Below are 16008 nucleotides of genomic sequence, written 5' to 3'. Positions count from 1 at the left end.
ATGGCAATCCTCTACACCGCCGAGGCCCTGGCCACCGGAGACGGCCGCAACGGCCACGCCCGCACCACCGACGGCAAGATCGACGTCGCCCTCGCCATGCCGCCGGAAATGGGCGGCAGCGGGGCGGGCACCAACCCGGAGCAGCTGTTCGCCGCCGGGTACGCCGCATGCTTCCACTCCGCGCTGCGTCTGGTCGGTAAGCAGGAAAAGGCCGATGTCAGCGATTCCGCGGTCGGCGCGAAGGTCGGCATCGGCCCGAACGACGCCGGCGGCTTCGGCCTCGAGGTGACCTTGGAGGTGTCACTGCCGCACCTGCCCCGCGAGGAGGCTCAGGCGCTGGCCGACAAGGCCCACCAGGTGTGCCCGTATTCCAATGCGACGCGTGGCAACATCGACGTCCACGTGATCGTCGCCGAGGACTGAATCAGCCGCGCTGCCACCAGCGCTTCGCCGGCGCCGGTTCGGTGTGGCCACCACACCACCGGTCGGCCGGCACCGTCGCGCGCACCTCGTCGATGTGAGCGCCGCAGCCGGACCAGGTGGTCTTACCGCAGGTCGTGCAGGTGGTCGGGACGCACATGACATCTCCTCGTGGTCGGGACTCGTGGTGCGCCGTCAGCGGCGCACCACCATGATCGGGCATTCGACCGAACCGATCAGCGCCGCACTGGTCGAACCGAGCAGCATCCCGGCGAATCCGCCGCGGCCGCGGCTGCCCACCACCACCAGTTGCGCCGAATCCGATTGCTCCAGAAGCGATTTCGCGGGGTTGTCGCGCACCACCTGCAGAGTGACCGGCAGATCGGGATACCGTTCGCGCCACGGCGCGAGCCGCTCGGCGAGCATGGTGTGTTCGGCGCGCACGATGGTATCCCAGCCGAACATCGAGATGTCGAGACCGGTGGTGTCGCTCCACGAATGCAGTGCCACCACCTCCACACCACGCCGGTGCGCCTCCGCGAAGGCGGCCTCGATGGCGGGTTCGCTGTTCTCGGTGCCGTCGACACCGACCAGCACCGGACGCCGGGCCGTGACCGGGTCGGTGGCCGCATGCGATTTGACGATCACCACCGGGCATCGCGCGTGATGGACCAACGCCGAGCTGACCGATCCGAGCAGCCCGCGTTGCAGCGCTCCCCGGCCGCGACTGCCCGCGACCAGCTTGCCGGCGGTCTCCGATCGCACCAGCATGTCGCCGATGATCAACTCCAAGCCCAGTTCGGCGTCGATATCGAGATCCGGTCCGCCGATGTCGCGAGCCACCTCCGTGGCGCGGGTCAGGATCTGCTCACCGTCGGTGCGCAGCCAATCCGGCTGTGCGGTACCGGCGGCCAAGCCGGGGCCGAAGCTCGCCGGAATCGCGATCGAATGCACGATCTGCAACGGTGATCCGCTCAGCGCCGCATCGCGGGCCGCCCATGCCACGGCCTGCAGCGAGGTCGGTGAACCGTCCACGGCGACGACGATCGGTCCCGTCGCGGTCTCCGGCTGCCCGGCGGGCGCGGACTTCTCGGTCACGGATTCCTCGGTGGTCACGGACATCCTCCTCGGTCGACTGCGCGGCGTACGAAAGCCGGTCCGGCCCGGCGGCCGCCACCGGGTGAAACTCGGAAGCACTGCACGTAACGGAACAGCTCGATCGTAGCGGGAGCGCGACGATTTCCTCGGAATTCAACTGGTCTGACCACTTGACCTCTGACCGCTGCGGGGATTACCGTCCGTTCATGGCTTTTCAGCGGATCGACCGGCAGACGGTCCCGGACGCGGTATTCGACCAGCTCGTGACCGAGGTCCTCGACGGGGAACTTCCGGCCGGCGCCACCCTGCCGGCCGAACGGCAGCTCGCCGAGGCGCTCGGAGTGTCGCGGCCGACCGTGCGAGAGGCGCTGCGCAAACTCGCGCACACCGGCCTCATCGACGTGCGTCAAGGCGGGGCGACCACGGTGCGCGACTTCCGCCGCGCGGCCGGATTGGATCTACTGCCGCGGCTGATCGTGCGCAACGGCGAGTTCGACCACACCGTGGTCGCGAGCATCCTGCAGGCGCGACTGGTCCTGGGCCGGGAGGTGGCCGCCCTGGCCGCCGAGCACGGCGGCACACAGCTGCACGCCGAACTTGGTGACTGCCTGGAATCGCTTGCCGCACAGCAGGAACCGGTCGCGCAGCAACTCGAGGCGCTGAAGTTCTGGGATCACATCGTCGACGGCACCGGTTCGATCGTGTTCCGGCTGTTGTTCAACACACTGCGCGAGGTCTACGAGCCCGCGATCGTCGCGCTGGCGGGTGTGATGGCCGCCGAGGTCGGCAGCATCGACCACTACCGCCGGCTCACCGCCGCCGTCGTCGGCGGCGACCCGGACGCGGCCCGCGCCGCCGCGGACACACTGTTGCGAGTGGCCGCAACACAATTCGACACTGTAGTACGCACGATGGAAGGTGCGGACGATGACCGCTGAGACCCGCTCCCACCGCCGGACCACGACGCTGCCCGACGCCTTCGGCGTCTTCGTGCGCCGTCCCTCGCCGTGGATCATCACCACACTGCTGGCGGGCGCTCTCGCCGCCCGGATCGCGGTGGGCGACTGGCAGCTCACCGATGCTCTGGTCGCCGGCGTGATGCTGGCGTTCTTCCCGGTGACGGAGTGGGTGATCCACGTCTGCATTCTGCATTGGCGCCCCCGCCGGATCGGCCGTCTCACCCTGGATTCCCTGCTCGCGCGCAAACATCGCGAACACCATGCCGACCCACGCCGGGTCGATCTGATCTTCATCCCGTGGCAGACCTTCCTCTGGCTCTTCCCTGCGCTGGTTGTCGTTGCGGCACTGGCCTTTCCACGCATCGGGCTGGGATTGACCTTCCTCACCGTGGTCGGCGTACTGGGCCTGGGCTACGAGTGGACCCACTACCTGATCCACACCGACTATCAGCCCCGCACTCGCCTCTACACCGCGGTCCGGCGCAACCACCGGCTGCATCACTTCAAGAACGAGCACTACTGGTTCACCGTCACCAGCTCCGGCACCGCCGACCGGCTGCTCGGCACCTACCCGGATCCGGCGTCGACACCGAATTCCCGCACCGCCACGGCATTGCACGGCACCGGTCGCTGAAGCCTCGGCACCGCACTGCGGTACGGCCCCGGCCGGCAACCCGGCCGCCGGCCGCTCAGTAGCCCGGCACCCCCATGCCCCGGGCGAGCAGTGGCCAGGAATCGTGCAGCGCCGCTTCCCAATACGGCCAATAGTGGGTCCCCGTCGCGGTGAAGCGGTAGGTCGCCGGAATGCCCAGCGCATCGAGCCGGGCCTGCAGATTGTGTGTGCACAGATCGGTCGCACCTTCGATCATCATGCCGAGCGCCAGATTCGCTCCCCCGACCGGACCGGGTGCGTTGTCCGAGTAGTTCCGGACATCACCGGCCTCCGGGATGCCGCTGCCACTGGAGAGGTACAGCAGGGTGCCGCGCAGTTTCTCGGCATGCAGGACCGGATCGTTCTCGGCCCACAGCGGGCTGTCCGGCGGACCGTACATGTTCACGGTATTGCCCCGGGCCCACAGCTCGACGGCGAGTTTCACCGCCAGCCGTCCCATCGGGTCGGCGATCTGCGCACATCCGCTATAGGCGGCGACGGTTTTCCACAGGCCGGGCGCCGCCTCGGCCAGCTGCAGAACCGACGTGCCGGACATCGACAGTCCGGTCAGCGCGTTGCGGCCGGTGGAGTGCAGCGTCTCATCGAGCAGCGGAGGCAGTTCCGTGGTGAAGAAGGTCTTCCATTTGTTGACGCCGAGGACCGGATCCGGCCGCAGCCAATCCGTGTAGTAACTGCCCCGGCCGCCGATCGGCTGAACCACGTTGACCTGCTTGTCCGCCAGCCATTGCAGCGCCGTGGTCTGGCCCTTCCAGTTCATCTTTCCCTGGCCGGCGTCCAAACCGTTGAGCAGGTAGAGGTTCGGCGCGGGCCGCGACTCGTCGGCCGGTCGTTGGACATCGACGGCGATCTCCTTGTCCATCGCGGCCGAGTACACCGTGAGATGCCACGTGCGGCCCTCGATGACGACATCGGTCACCTCCGGCCGGCGGTCGGGCGCCGCCGCGGCGCTCCCGCAGGCCGGCACCGTGGAGAACAGGAGGGCCAGCAATGCCATCGTGATCCGCAGAGCTGTCACATGACCGAGCGCAGCACGCTTCATTCGTTTGTCCTCGATAGTCGAAAGTGCGGGAGCATCCGAGCGGCCCGGAGGACGAGTTCCGGGCCGCTCGGGCCGGTATCGGGCCGACGCCGGTCCCGACACCTGCACTCCGCTCCAGCGGGAGTCGGCGCATCAGCCGATCGGTGCGAGGCGCACCGATTCAGGGCCGGCGATACGCGGGCTGGAACGAAGGCGTTCGGGCGGTCAGTTGTCGAAGATGTTCGGCCGGCCGTTGCGGAAGTTGCCCGCGTCCTGGCTTCGGAGACCGTCGAACTCCCTGATCGTCACCTTCGGCCAGATCATCGCCTTCTTCGACGTCGATCCGGACGCGTCGAGAATTCCGTTGGTCGCATTACGACCGGCCTCGCACGCGCCCTCCATGGTGGCGAGGTCGATTTCACTGCGACAGTAGTCCCCGGCCAGGAACATGTTCGGAATCTTGGTGATCGAGCCCGGGCGGTTCTCCCACGAGCCCGCCGTATTGATCAGCAGCGGGTCCGAGTTCGTGTATTTCGAACCGTCCCATGCCATTCCCGGATCCAGGAACCAGCCCACCAGATGGTTCGACTTGATGTGGTCGGAGGTCTTGGTGATCTGGTACCAGGCTTCCTTGGCCAGTTCCTCCGGGCTCAGCTGATCGGCGGGCTTCTTGTTCTGCAGGCCGGGGGTATGCCAGTCGGAGATGTCCACCGACAGAATGCCTTTGACCTTCCCGTCGCCGAAATCCTTCGCGATGTCGTGGCGCTTCTTCCAGAACTGGCTCTGGAAGATGCCCGACATCCGCCACGGCGACTCGATCCATCCGATATGGCCGGGCGCTTCGACCTCATCGGTGTTGAGGTAGAACTGGATCCCGGTCATCCAGTCGACGAACAGCTTCTTGATCTTGTCCAGATCGGGGTCCAGTTGCAGGATCTCGGTGCTGAACAGAGCGGTGACCCGCTCGGGCGGCAGCGCGAGCACGAACCAGTCGGCCTCGACGTCCGACGTCGCACCGGAGGGATCCTTCAGGGTGGCCGAGGCGATCTTGCCGTCCTTCACCGTCAGCGATTGCACGTCGAAACCGAGCTGTAGATCGACGTTGATCTGCTTCAGATAGTCGATCCAGGGATCGATCCAGACTTCGTTGGTCGGCGAGTTCAGGACGTTGTCGGTATGCAGGCCACCGTTGTTGCGGCCCAGCATGTTGAGTAGGAAGTTCTCGCCCTGCCCGCAGATCGTCTTCGCACTCGCGATGTTCTCGTTGGCCGCGACCAGCGTTCGGGCCAGCGTGGAGATGAGCAGCTGGTAATTCGGGTTGGAGCCCGGCTTGATCTTCGCGAACTCCTTGAACGGCGTCTTCTCCCACTGCTGGTTCCGGCGATCGTCGCAACTGGTGAAGTACACCAGCAGCCGCTTGGCGAAGGTGATCAGATCGCCGTACGGCAACTTGGGAATCCAGTACATCCCGCCCGCCAGAGTGTTGACGAGCCATTCCAGATTCGCCGCGGTCGCGACGTCGCCCGTGCTGAAGCCGAAGGGAATCGTGATATTGCCGCCCTTCTGCTCGCCGGTGACCGTCGGAGCCGGCACGAGGTTGTCGCGGACACCGTTCTTGTTGCCTTCGAAGGGAATTCGGCTCATCGTGTCCGGAATGCAGCGGTAGTAGCCGGGAAAGAAGCGGAAACCGTGCTCCCCCGGGAGCGGCTTGCGGCCGCCGGCCACCGGCAGCGGCGTATCCATACTCCGCGCCTTGCCGCCCCACCCTCGCCGCTCGTAGACGGTGACGTGGAAGCCACGTTCGGCCAGTTCGTGTGCCGCCGTCAGTCCGGCGGGACCTCCGCCCAGAATGGCGACGCGATTCTGTCCCGGAGCCGACGCCGTGGTGAGCGGGGCAGCCGATGTCGAGGGGGTCGCCGACGGCGCGGGAGTGGTCGTCTGCGACGGTGTCGCGGTTCCCGGCGCTGTCGGGGTTGCGGAAGGTGTGGGCGTACCCGACGGAGTCGGGCTCGCCGTCGTCGAGGGTTGCGCGTGCGCAACGCCCGCCGCCGCGGCGGCGGCTACCGCCAGCGAGCCGGCGGCCGCGCCCTTCAAGATTTTGCGGCGATTTACTTCGGAGTCGGCCATGGAAATCCGTCCTCATCGACAGCAGGCCAGCGGTCGAGTGGAGCTCACTCTATGCACGGCAGTGACGCAGGTCAACAATGAATCGCATATTGGTGCATCGTTACAAATTGCTTCTCGCCTGTCGAAAGATGTTCTGCCCCAATTGTTTGCCGCCCGAAGCCGGCAACCCGGTCCCGCCGCGGAGACGGCAATGCCCACCCCGGCCCGGAGGCAGGGGTGGGCATTGCCGTCGACCGGTCACGACGGAGGCGGAACCTGCCACCGTCGCCGACCGCCGAGTGTCACTGCGGGCAGATCGGAATACTGGATACGGTGGTCAGGCCGCACAGGCCCAGGTCGGCACTGAAGCTTCCCAGCGCCGGAAAAGCACCGACCGATCCCGCGCTCGAACCCAGATCCGGAACACCGGAATTGAGCAACGACGGCAGTCCGGCCGTAGAACCTGTCTGCACGTCGTCCACAGAGGACGGCTCCGCGGGAGCGAGCGCGATACCCGGCGTGGCGCCGGCCGCTCCCGCTCCGAGCGCCAGGCCGCCGACGACAGCGGCGGCCGCACAGATCTTCTCGAAAGCATGCATGTGATGAAACAACCTTCTGCGCGGCTGATTTCGTTCGACTGTCACGAACGCCGGACCACGGCGCGGTCCGGCGTTCGCACGCTGCTGTGCAGCCGGAAAAGAGCGAGCGCTGAGCGCTCGCCCGATCAGCTGCAGCCGGGGATGTCGGGGACCGAGGAGCCCGCGGACCCGGCTGCCGATCCGGTGATTCCCGTGGCGAAGGCACAGGCGAATTGGATCACCTGGTCCACCCCGCCGGACCCGGTGCTCGGCAACGACGAACCGGTGTCCCCGGAGCCGGTGGCGGCGATCGGCGACCCACCACGGGCGGGTTCGAAGGCGGCACCGGCCGGTCCGGCGGCCATCACCAACCCGCCGGCTATCGCGGTAGCCGCACACACTTTCTTCAATGCACTCATCATTCGAACAACTCTCTGCGCGGCGGACTTTGTTTGACCGACGCCAGACTATCCGAATTCATCAGTGCCGCAAGAGGATTCGTGACCGTGCACAAGCTTTCCGCCGGGCTCGAATACAGCGTTCGACGCCGCCGCGCCATCGGATGAGGGGGTTTGCGTCCCTGCGCCACCCGCCTGCATTTCCTGTACTTCACTCTTGAAAATCCGTAACGATCGACCCACACTTCGGGCCGCGTCCGGAAGTCTTTTCGCCCCGAACAGCACCACGAACAATCCCGCGATGACGAGCCAATGTGTCGCGCTCAGAGAACCCATGAACGACAACCTCCCTCTCTTCGAATGGTCAACGGCCTGCCCGGCGCGACGCCGCGCCGGAGCGGTGAAACCACGACTCCGGGCCGCATCCGAGCGGCCCGGAGTCGTGGACACGGCAGCGCCGAACCTGGTCAGCGAGCCGCGCTCGCCGTACTCAGGAGCAACCCGGCAGAGACATGGCCGAGGAGCCGGCCGACCCCATCGCGGAGCCGGTCAGCGAGCACAGCATGCCGAGCGACGAGTCGATCATCGCGGACCCGGTTGCGGGCATCGACGAACCGGTCCCGTCGACGGCGGCCGGGGAGGACGACCCCGCCCCACCGGACGGCAGCAACGACGCGGATCCGGTGCCGTCCATCGACGACCCGGTGCTGTCCACCGGCGTCGCCGTCGGCACCGGACCCGTCGCGGCACCCGCCGGGCCCGCCATCAGTGCCACTCCGCCGGCGAACGCGGCAGTCGCCATCAATCTTCCGAATGTATTCATGAGTTCGATCAACTCTCTGCGCGGCTGATCTTCGATGCGCCGAAAGAGTATCCCCGGAATCGTCCCGCGCGAAGCCGTCGGGCGAAATATCTCGGGTTGCGCAATAAACAATCATAATATGCTGTGCATCAGCACAGCTTTCGGCGCGATGCGAATCGACTGCCGCGCGTTCTCGCTACTCTCGGCGCATGTTCGGTGGAATCGGCTGGCCCGAATTGGTAATTCTGCTCATCGCAGCGCTCGTGATCCTCGGCCCGGAGCGGCTTCCGGGGGCGATCCAATGGACGATGAACTCCGTCCGCCAGGCCCGGAACTACATCAGCGATACCGCCGAACAACTCCGGTCCGAACTCGGGCCCGAGGTGAATCGGTTTCGCGAACCCCTGTCACAGCTCAACGAGTTGCGGGAGATGTCACCGCGCGACATCACGACCAAATACCTTCTGGACGGCGATGATTCGATCTTCACCGGCGAATTCGAGAACGCCCCGGCGGAGCCGGTCGCTTCCGCGGGCCACCGCATCGTCGCTCCGGTCGAGTTCGTCGATCCGGCGAACTGCGGCGTGGTCCGGCCCGGCGCGTGGCTGAGCACGGCCGAGCCGGAACCGCCGCCCGATCTTCCGCCGATCGATGCCGACGCCACCTGAATCATTCGCGCGGCGACACCTCACCGGCCGGCGCTATGGGCTCGGGTAGCGGCACCGAGGACGCCGCCGTATCCGGCAACTCGGCCGCGCGCCGCGCGGCGCGCCGGGCCTTGCGGCGGTCGCCGATCCGTGACACCTGGATCGCGCCCTCGGACAACACGGTCAACGTCGCCGCGAGCGCGAGCATGGAGAAGGGATCCTGCGGCGTGACGATCGCCGCGAAAACGAACTGCCCGAAGATGATTCCGCGCCGCCACCGCCGCAACCGGTCGTAGCCGAGCACACCGAGGGCGTTGAGACCGACTATCAGCAACGGCATCTCGAAGCTGACGCCGAAGATCACCAGGAGCCGGACGACGAAGCCGAAATACCGGGTGCCGCTCAGCGCGCTGATCTGAACGTTGTCACCGACGGTCAGCAAAAACGACAGCGCGTGGGCCACAACCCAATAGGCGAGCACCGCGCCGGAGACGAACAACACCGATCCGGCGCCGGCGAAGCCGATCGCGTATCGACGCTCGTTCGGGTGCAGCCCGGGCGCGATGTAGGCCCACAGCTGGTACAGCCATACCGGGCAGGCCGCCACCACTCCGACCGCCAGGCCCACCTCGAGTCGTAGCGTGAACTGTTCGAACGGCGCGGTCGCGAGCAGCCGGCAGGAACCGTCCGCGCGCAGCTGCGCGCGTGCGTGGGCGGGAAGCGAACAGTAGGGCCCGCGCAGGATTTCGCCCAGGCTCTCGACGCCGGCCACCCCGTGGCCGTACCACACGAAACCCGTGACCGTCGTAAGTGCTACCGCCACAAGGGAAACCAGCAGCCGGTAACGCAGTTCCCGCAAATGGTCCACCAGCGGCATGACCCCTCGGGGATTGCGCCGCCGGCGCGTCCGGAGGAGCGGTTGCCGGAGTTCCATACGCCCTCCTACACCGCTTCGCCGACCTGCCGAATCGAGCCGCCGACGACGACCGGCTCGTTCGGGACGAGGGTGCGCAGGAAGGCCACCTGCTTACGGCGCCCGCGCCGTGCGGCGCGGTCGAGTCCACCGGGCGTGAGTCGCGCCGTGATGCCACGAACGATATTGACCGGGAAGCGCATCAGCGGATACCAGGGCCGGCAGCGAGCCGGCAGCCCGAGTCTTCGCATCGCCGAAGGCCCGAGGAAGGTGCTCGCTATCGACAGATGTTGCGCCCGGGCGAATCTGCCGCGGATTCCGGGAAATCGATCGAAATGCCAGTGCAACGGATCATCCGCCATCGGAAGGGCGAGCCGGCGGCTGGTTTCGTCGGGACTGGTGATGGCCGACAGGCTGTGATAGAGGATGCGGACGGCATCCCGGAAGTCGGTCGGCAGGAACCGCTCCTCCACTCCGATCAGCCGGCCCACGTAGCGGGCCAGGTGCGCGGCAGCCTCCAGTTCGCGCGGGGTCACCACCACCCCCAGCGCGACGGCCCCCACGACGGGGGCGATCAGTGCGCCGATGAGGGTCGCGGCCATATCGGTCTGGTTGATCGGCAGCCCCCACTCCGCCGCGCGCCAATCCGGCATCGACGCGAGGTGGCGCCGCACCATCGCGTGGATGAGCCGAACCCGAACGGTCGATCGGTACCCGATGCCCTGCGGCAGCATGCCGCCTTCCGCGGTGACGTCGAGGGCCCACTGCAGCGTTTCGGCGAACCGCTTACCGGGGCCCTTCTCCAGCGCTCCGGTGCGCAGCAACGTCTGGTTGAATCCGGACGCGAGGTAGCCGCCCAGAAACGACACGTCCCGCGCGATGTAGAGCCCGTCGCTCCCGCCGCGGCGAAAGGCCTGTTCCGCACAGGCGATCTTGTCGTAGTCCAGCCACGGGGGCAGTCGTTCGACCTCGGCGAAGAATGCCCGCAGCTCGGCGGGCGCCTCGGGAACACCGGCGATTCCGTCGCTCAACGCTCTCTCGAACAGCACACGAGCCTCGGCGATTCCGAGGCGAACATCCATTCGACGAGTTCGTCCATCAGCGGATCCCCGATCCACAACGCCTCGCCCAGCAGGTGCCATCGCTCGTGCGACGGCGGCCGGATGCCGAGCAGCACGGCCAACGGCCGCAGGCCCGGAACCTTGCGTGGTGAGTCGGGGTGCCGATGCGGAACGGCCGGATTCATGCGCATCTCCTTCGAGCCATTTTTGTCGGTCGGACTCGTACGCACCGAAGATACAAAAGTTGTATCAATGCTACAACAGTGTTGGTTTCACAATACTGCGAAACAGCCGCGGACATTGTGATGCCTTACTCCACATAGGCGAGAATTACAATGAATCAAGTGTTGATTATCTGTTGCATGACCATTAAAATGTCGTGCAGTCCGATCGTGTGGACGAACACATTGTCAGGGGATGAACGTTGCGAGGCCACCCGCTCCACCGTGAGATCACAGAAACCGATCCGGGAGGGCGCCGGCCGGCGAACGGCCGATCGCGCAGCCCCGAGACGGAGAGTACCGACTCCGCGGCGCCGGTGATCGCGACCGCGTCTCATCCGGAGCGGCTGCGCGCCGCGGCAGGCGAGCCCGACCGTGCCGCGGAAGCATTGAGCGCACTACTGATCGGCGGCCGGAATCCAGCCGCGACGGCGCGCGCGGCCGGGATCACGATCGCCGAGGAATACACCGTTGTCGCACTGGCGATTACGATCAGCCGCCCGCCCGATCACGCCGATCTCGACGGTGTCGCGCGCCTGCAACGGACGGTGATCCGGACCTGCGGCCCCGGCACGCTCCCGCTCGTCGGTGTCGGTGGCGGCACCGTACTCGTTCCGGCGGACGAGGCGGAAGATGATGTCCCGAGCGGTTTGATGGAACATTTGCGGCGGACCGCACGGGCACCGGTCACCGCGGTGGCGGTCCCGAGCCTGATCGATTCGATCCCCCGGACCACCCACCTCGCCCACGAACTACTCGATATCGCGTGCCGGTTGCATTACCGGCCCCGGCTCTATCGCTTCGAAGACCTGACTCTCGAATATCAACTGACGCGCCCCGGGGCCGCCACCGAATACCTGTCGCGCATCGTCGATCCGATCACGGATCACCCCGAGCTGATGAGAACGTTGCGCCAGCACATCGGAAACAATTTTCACCGGCAGCAGACGGCGCGGGCGTTGAATATCCACAGCAACACCGTCGACTATCGCCTGCGCCGAGTCAAAGAGCTCACCGGTCTCGATCCCAGCCGCCTCGCAGATCTGTGGCATCTGCAATCGGCTCTGGTGGTACACGCCTATCGGAATGCTCATCCGTAATTCCGGAATCCGGTGACGACCGGCGGGTCAGCGCCACAGCCGGCGACACGGCAGTCGGCGCAGGCTCGGCCGCACTTTTCCGTCCACCGCAATGGCCAATCCGTCGGCCAATGCCGCCGCCGTGAATTCGCGAGCTTCGATATACGTTGCCGCGAATTCCAAAACTATCTGCTCGCCCGGATTGTGTCCTTCGAAGTAGACGACTATTCGCCTCGTCGGCTCGTCGCGTAACCCACATCCGTTGTCGGCAGAATCTGCGGTGCCCGCCATCTGCATGCTCCTTTGCATCCACACGGGTTCGATTCAGATCGCCGGTGGCAATCGATTCTGTTACCACGGTAAGTCGGTCACGTGCCCAGCGAAACGATGCCGACCATCCGCTAGGCAGGTCACATGTCGGAGAACGCACCATTGGTGCACCCGAACATCGTGCGGCGATCAGCGGCGAGGCGCTCCCCCGGTCCTGTCAAGTGGCCGCAACGCAACAAACTATGTATTGTCGGTGCATGCCGACGCGCGACAATTTGGAGGAGACAATACTCGATGCGGCTCTCGAGCGGATTCTCCAGGTGGGTATCCGACGCGCCAGCCTCGACGACATCGCCCGGCGGGCCGGAATCAATCGCGTCACGATCTATCGGCGCTTCCGAATCAAGGAAAATCTGGTCGACGCGGTCTTGCAGCGTGAGATCGAGCGCGTCCTGGCCGAGGTCGGCAGGATTGTGCGATCCACCCCCGACGTCGATATTCAAATCGAAGAAGCCGTATTGTTCATCATTCGCCAGACGAGAACGCACCCGTTGGCAACTCAACTGCTCGACGTCGCCCCGGAAGAAGCCGTCGAGTTCTATACCGTCCGCGGCCAGGAACTGGTGAGCATGGGGATCGGGTATATCGAACACGTCCTGCGGCGGAGTCAGAAGGCGGGCGCGATCGGACAGTTCGCAATCGCTCCGGTCGCCGAACTCCTCGCTCGATTCGCCCATTCGCTGCTGCTGACGCCCAACGGCGGCATGAACTTCAACGACGACGAACTGGCTCGCTCCTTCGTCCGGACCACCATCGTGCCCATGGTCAAATCAGGAATCTCCTAGCCGCCGTTGCGATCCCTCGATGCGTCCGGCGTGATCGGCGGTGCCGCAAGGTAATCGGCCGTCCGGATCCGCCGGGTGCGCACGCGGTACCCGAGCATCGACCCCGGCCAGTTGTTGGTATTGGCGGGGCCGCCGGCGGTGGCGGCGATATACCAGCTGTGACAGCCGCCGGCGTTCCACACGGTGGTGGCCAATCGGCGCTGGACCGCGTCGTCGAAATTCCGGAGGGCGTCCTCGCGAACTTCCAGATAGCCGGTTCGGCTCACCTCCCGAGCCGCCGCAACGATGTAGGCCATCTGACTTTCCAGCATGTGCACTATCGATCCCGAGCCGACGTTGGTGTTCGGCCCGTACATCAGGAAGAAATTCGGGAAGCCCGGCACCGTGATGCCGAGGTAGGCGCGGGGACGGCCCTGCCAGGATGTGACGAGGTCCCGGCCGTCACGCCCGGCGATCCGCATCGGCGCCACGAAATCGTGCGACCGGAAGCCCGTGGCCAGGATGATCGTGTCCGCGGGGTGCACCACACCGTCCGCGGTGACCAGCGCTGTCGGTTCCACTCGGACGATCGGACTGGTCGTGAGGCCGGTGTCGGCGCGATCGAGCGCGTCGTAGTAGTCGTCGGAGGTCAGTATTCGATTGCATCCGACCTCGTATGCCGGTTCGAGCGCCCGTCGCAGCTCGGGGTCGCGAATGCGACGCAAGTTCCAGGTGCACCAGGCCCGGATCGGCCACGACAGAATCCGCCGGCCGCGGGCCGAGATCAGCATCGGATTGAGAACGACCTCGAACCACAGGAACACCGCGAGTCGAGAAAGCTTCTGCAGCAAAGGAATCCGCCGGTTCGCCCACCGGCGCAGCCACGGGTACCGGTAATCCGGTTTGGGAGTGATCCAGTGCGCCTGCCGCTGGAAGACCGTGAGCGTTCGGGCTCGATCGGCGATCTCGGGGACGAACTGGATGGCGCTGGCGCCGTTGCCGACGACGGCGACGTCACGGCCGTGCAGCACGTGCCCGTGATCCCACTGCGCCGAGTGAAAGACCGTGCCCGCGAAGGAATCCAGGCCGGGTAGGTCGGGCCGGGCCGGACGGCTCAGCTGACCGCACGCAGACACCAGGATATCCGCGCGAGCGGTGTGCCCACCCTCGATCTTCAGTCGCCAGCTCGAGGTGCAGCCGTCGAACTCCGCGGCGAGCACCTCCGCGTTCGTGCGCACATGCCGCAGCACGTCGTACCGGGTCGCGCAGTGCCGAAGGTACCGATGAATTTCCGCTTGGTCGGCGAACCGCCGCGTCCAGTCGGGATTGGGCTCGAACGAGTACGAGTACAGGTGTGACGGCGCATCACACGCCGCTCCGGGATAGGTGTTGTCGCGCCATACCCCGCCCACGTCGCCGGCCCTCTCGAAGATCGTCAGGTTCGTGAAACCTGCCTGCTTCAGGCGGATGGCCAGTCCTATTCCGCTGAAACCGCTACCCACGATCGCGATCGACGGCTGCCTACTCTGCACTTCGCGCTCCTGTCGCCGAACCCGTTGCCCCGGAAAGGGTTCCGATTCGTCACCGGCACCAACCTAACGCAGATGAACTATTGCAACAAGTATTGATTCTTTGATTCATTCACGCAAGGATCACGAGCGAACCGACTGTTGACTCAATGCAACGACTCTCGTATCTTCGATACATTCCGGCCGCATTGCGAGGGACACCGATGGACAACGGAATTCCACTCCGACACCCCGCCTCACCCCGCAAGGTCCCCGGACTGCGGCCCGTCGCCCTCGCGCTGGGCCTGCGCAAGCCCTCGCCCGAGCAGTGGCGACATCTGGGCGACTCGCTTCGAATCGGCGACGAGCCGATGGATCGCCTGGTCGAGTGGATGGTTACCGCCGGCACCGACCGGACCCGCCCACTGTTCGAACAGGCATTGCGGGCCGGCATCGCGCACACCCCCGGCGCGCCCGAACCGCTGCGCGAATTCTTCGACCTGGTCGAAACACCGCCCGGCTGGGTGGATCGCGAAAAGGTCCGGCACGGCGAGCGGGTGTTCCGCATGGGAGGCGCCGATGGTCTGTACATCGCGCGCGACGTGTCGTTCCTGGGTGGTTATCTCGCGTCCGGATTCAACAAGACACTGATCCGGACCGGCGCGCTGGAGAAGGGCCCGGCCCGGCGATTCGCCGAAACTCTGCAGTGGGCACTGGACGTGACCGCCGAGGACGGCATGGCCGACCGCGGGCTCGGCTATCGCTCGACGATCCGCGTCCGCCTCATCCACTCCTTCGTCCGCCGGCACGTCGCCGCCATGCCGGATTGGCGCGAGGCGGAGTGGGGGCTGCCGATCAACCAAACCGATATGGCCGCCACTCTGGTCGGCGCATTGATCGCGCCGTTCGTGGGCGCCATGGCCATGGGCATCGTCCCGACGCCACGCGAAATGGCCGCCGCGGCACATCTCACCCGCTATGTCGGCTGGTTGATCGGGGTACGAGATGAACTGCTACCGGAGAACTTTCGCGACGGAGTGCGAATTCTCTATCACTGCCTCACGGCGATCACGAACCCCGACGAGACCACGCCGCAACTGGCCGTGCCGATGGCCGACGACCCGCTGCGATGGCAGTACCCGAACTTTCGGCGCGTGCGCGGACACCTCGCTCGCTCGCAACATCTGTCCGTGTCGAGCGCCTTTCTCGGCCCTCGGGCGATGCGCGATCTGGGCCTGCCGCGTTTCGTTCCACCGTGGTATCCGCTGCTGCGCATCCCCGTCAATCTCGTGCGCTGCCTGACCGCCCGAGTCGTGCCCGGCGGCATGATCCGGGCGGAGATCCGCGGTCGCACCGAGCAGGAGCGGTTCTTGCGCACAGTGATCGGGGCCGATTCGGCCGAAATCGGGGGAAGCCTGGCGATTCGGTAATGC

General features: G+C 66.1%; 20 protein-coding genes. 8 read left to right on the top strand and 12 right to left on the bottom strand.

Going from position 1 to position 16008, the window contains the following annotated elements; genetic code table 11:
* On the top strand, positions 1 to 423 hold the full coding sequence (locus A5780_RS31405) for an organic hydroperoxide resistance protein (protein ID WP_063015591.1): 423 nt from the start codon (positions 1 to 3) through the stop codon (positions 421 to 423).
* Between the two features lies 1 nt (position 424).
* On the opposite strand, the gene A5780_RS41445 is transcribed toward A5780_RS31405, so the two are convergent.
* Complete coding sequence (locus A5780_RS41445) at positions 425 to 580, bottom strand: hypothetical protein (RefSeq protein ID WP_169812423.1); 156 nt, start codon at positions 578 to 580, stop codon at positions 425 to 427.
* 35 nt (positions 581 to 615) lie between these two features.
* Positions 616 to 1536: a universal stress protein gene (locus tag A5780_RS31400; protein ID WP_231983160.1), complete on the bottom strand. Its 921-nt coding sequence runs from the start codon at positions 1534 to 1536 to the stop codon at positions 616 to 618.
* 188 nt (positions 1537 to 1724) lie between these two features.
* On the opposite strand from A5780_RS31400, the gene A5780_RS31395 reads away from it, so the two are divergent.
* Positions 1725 to 2456 (top strand): FadR/GntR family transcriptional regulator, encoded by a 732-nt coding sequence (locus A5780_RS31395; RefSeq protein WP_063015578.1) that lies wholly within the window; start codon positions 1725 to 1727, stop codon positions 2454 to 2456.
* Positions 2446 to 3111: a sterol desaturase family protein gene (locus tag A5780_RS31390; protein WP_030513873.1), complete on the top strand. Its 666-nt coding sequence runs from the start codon at positions 2446 to 2448 to the stop codon at positions 3109 to 3111. The genes A5780_RS31395 and A5780_RS31390 overlap by 11 nt, the downstream gene beginning before the upstream one ends.
* A 55-nt stretch (positions 3112 to 3166) precedes the next feature.
* On the opposite strand, the gene A5780_RS31385 is transcribed toward A5780_RS31390, so the two are convergent.
* The 5 genes from A5780_RS31385 to tatA all read right to left on the bottom strand — a co-directional run bounded on the left by A5780_RS31385 (position 3167) and on the right by tatA (position 7586).
* Positions 3167 to 4189, bottom strand: a complete 1023-nt coding sequence (locus tag A5780_RS31385; RefSeq protein WP_064910778.1) for an alpha/beta hydrolase family protein — start codon at positions 4187 to 4189, stop codon at positions 3167 to 3169.
* A gap of 204 nt (positions 4190 to 4393) precedes the next feature.
* On the bottom strand, positions 4394 to 6295 hold the full coding sequence (locus A5780_RS31380) for an FAD-dependent oxidoreductase (protein WP_082976829.1): 1902 nt from the start codon (positions 6293 to 6295) through the stop codon (positions 4394 to 4396).
* 281 nt (positions 6296 to 6576) lie between these two features.
* A complete protein-coding gene (locus A5780_RS31375) occupies positions 6577 to 6873 on the bottom strand; it encodes a hypothetical protein (protein ID WP_064910777.1) in 297 nt (98 codons plus the stop codon).
* 125 nt (positions 6874 to 6998) lie between these two features.
* Positions 6999 to 7274: a hypothetical protein gene (locus tag A5780_RS40420; RefSeq protein ID WP_156769720.1), complete on the bottom strand. Its 276-nt coding sequence runs from the start codon at positions 7272 to 7274 to the stop codon at positions 6999 to 7001.
* A 45-nt stretch (positions 7275 to 7319) separates the two neighbouring features.
* On the bottom strand, positions 7320 to 7586 hold the full coding sequence (gene tatA / locus A5780_RS42285; RefSeq protein ID WP_082976828.1) for a Sec-independent protein translocase subunit TatA: 267 nt from the start codon (positions 7584 to 7586) through the stop codon (positions 7320 to 7322).
* 176 nt (positions 7587 to 7762) lie between these two features.
* Here tatA and A5780_RS31365 point away from each other — a divergent pair, with 176 nt between their 5' ends.
* Both A5780_RS31365 and tatB read left to right on the top strand, forming a co-directional pair.
* Positions 7763 to 8101 carry a hypothetical protein gene (locus A5780_RS31365; protein ID WP_064910774.1) on the top strand — a complete coding sequence of 113 codons (339 nt, stop codon included), beginning with the start codon at positions 7763 to 7765 and terminating at the stop codon, positions 8099 to 8101.
* 160 nt (positions 8102 to 8261) lie between these two features.
* Positions 8262 to 8720, top strand: coding sequence for a Sec-independent protein translocase protein TatB (tatB, locus tag A5780_RS31360; protein WP_064910772.1), 459 nt, complete (start codon positions 8262 to 8264; stop codon positions 8718 to 8720).
* 1 nt (position 8721) lies between these two features.
* On the opposite strand, the gene tatC is transcribed toward tatB, so the two are convergent.
* From tatC to A5780_RS43295, 3 genes are read right to left on the bottom strand one after another with little or no spacing between them, the layout of a single operon-like run.
* Complete coding sequence (gene tatC, locus A5780_RS31355) at positions 8722 to 9633, bottom strand: twin-arginine translocase subunit TatC (protein ID WP_064910770.1); 912 nt, start codon at positions 9631 to 9633, stop codon at positions 8722 to 8724.
* An 8-nt stretch (positions 9634 to 9641) separates the two neighbouring features.
* Positions 9642 to 10661, bottom strand: coding sequence for an oxygenase MpaB family protein (locus A5780_RS31350; protein ID WP_369829565.1), 1020 nt, complete (start codon positions 10659 to 10661; stop codon positions 9642 to 9644).
* Positions 10640 to 10858 carry a hypothetical protein gene (locus A5780_RS43295; RefSeq protein WP_369829564.1) on the bottom strand — a complete coding sequence of 73 codons (219 nt, stop codon included), beginning with the start codon at positions 10856 to 10858 and terminating at the stop codon, positions 10640 to 10642. The genes A5780_RS31350 and A5780_RS43295 overlap by 22 nt, the downstream gene beginning before the upstream one ends.
* Positions 10859 to 11211: 353 nt before the next feature.
* Here A5780_RS43295 and A5780_RS31345 point away from each other — a divergent pair, with 353 nt between their 5' ends.
* A complete protein-coding gene (locus tag A5780_RS31345; RefSeq protein WP_156769719.1) occupies positions 11212 to 11994 on the top strand; it encodes a CdaR family transcriptional regulator in 783 nt (260 codons plus the stop codon).
* A 27-nt stretch (positions 11995 to 12021) separates the two neighbouring features.
* Here A5780_RS31345 and A5780_RS31340 read toward each other — a convergent pair whose 3' ends face one another.
* A complete protein-coding gene (locus tag A5780_RS31340; protein WP_030513864.1) occupies positions 12022 to 12264 on the bottom strand; it encodes a hypothetical protein in 243 nt (80 codons plus the stop codon).
* 200 nt (positions 12265 to 12464) lie between these two features.
* Between A5780_RS31340 and A5780_RS31335 the strand changes: the two genes are divergently transcribed.
* Complete coding sequence (locus tag A5780_RS31335) at positions 12465 to 13088, top strand: TetR/AcrR family transcriptional regulator (protein WP_231983159.1); 624 nt, start codon at positions 12465 to 12467, stop codon at positions 13086 to 13088.
* Here A5780_RS31335 and A5780_RS31330 read toward each other — a convergent pair.
* Positions 13085 to 14599: an NAD(P)/FAD-dependent oxidoreductase gene (locus A5780_RS31330; protein ID WP_064910764.1), complete on the bottom strand. Its 1515-nt coding sequence runs from the start codon at positions 14597 to 14599 to the stop codon at positions 13085 to 13087. The two genes, A5780_RS31335 and A5780_RS31330, sit on opposite strands and share 4 nt — an antisense overlap.
* A gap of 200 nt (positions 14600 to 14799) precedes the next feature.
* Here A5780_RS31330 and A5780_RS31325 point away from each other — a divergent pair, with 200 nt between their 5' ends.
* Positions 14800 to 16005 (top strand): oxygenase MpaB family protein, encoded by a 1206-nt coding sequence (locus tag A5780_RS31325; RefSeq protein ID WP_064910761.1) that lies wholly within the window; start codon positions 14800 to 14802, stop codon positions 16003 to 16005.
* The last annotated feature ends 3 nt before the right edge of the window (positions 16006 to 16008 follow it).

It is taken from the genome of Nocardia sp. 852002-20019_SCH5090214 (assembly GCF_001665865.1).
Lineage (GTDB): Bacteria > Actinomycetota > Actinomycetes > Mycobacteriales > Mycobacteriaceae > Nocardia > Nocardia nova.
Note: the sequence above shows the minus strand (reverse complement) of the source record. Positions and strands in the feature narration are given on the sequence as shown.